The organism is Milkweed yellows phytoplasma str. MW1 (assembly GCF_000309485.1).
Classification (GTDB): Bacteria; Bacillota_I; Bacilli_A; order Acholeplasmatales; family Acholeplasmataceae; genus Phytoplasma.
In genome coordinates, this window is sequence record NZ_AKIL01000117.1 from 1 (window position 1) to 525 (window position 525).

Below are 525 nucleotides of genomic sequence, written 5' to 3' on the forward strand. Positions count from 1 at the left end.
AAATATTTTTGCTATCCCCTCTCTTAAAGTAGCATTAAACCAAAATAGCTGGGAATGGTTCCGCCATCGTAAAAAATTTATAAATGCTTCCGAAGTAGGAACAATAATGGGGCTCAATCCTTATGAAACCAAAGAGGACTTACTTTTTAAAAAAGTATTTGGGAGCGATTTTATTACTAATGAGGCAGTGGAGCATGGTAAAAAAACTGAACCAAAAGCAAGAAATTTTTATTGTTTTTGTCAAGGGTTAAAATATGTTCCTGCCGTGTTTACCAGATATTTAATGTCTGCTTCTTTAGATGGTTATAACGAAGAAACCAAGACTTTGTTAGAAATTAAATGTCCTTTAAATCCTGATTGTCCGAGTTGGAAAGATTTTTTTAAAACCCAAACAATACCTCCATACTATTGGGTTCGGGCGCCAAAGATGCCTTATTAACAGCAAATTAACGAATTGCAATGTGTGTGATCATCACATACTTCATATTCTTGGTTTATCAAACGAAAGAATGATAGATTACAGCA

1 protein-coding gene is annotated in these 525 nt (G+C 33.9%); it reads left to right on the top strand.

Annotation, left to right across the window (positions count from 1 at the left end; all coding sequences use genetic code 11):
* The coding region (locus RI76_RS02175) for a lambda-exonuclease family protein (RefSeq protein WP_017192511.1) at window positions 1-439 on the top strand (439 nt) is incomplete at its 5' end.
* Window positions 440-525: the final 86 nt, after the last annotated feature.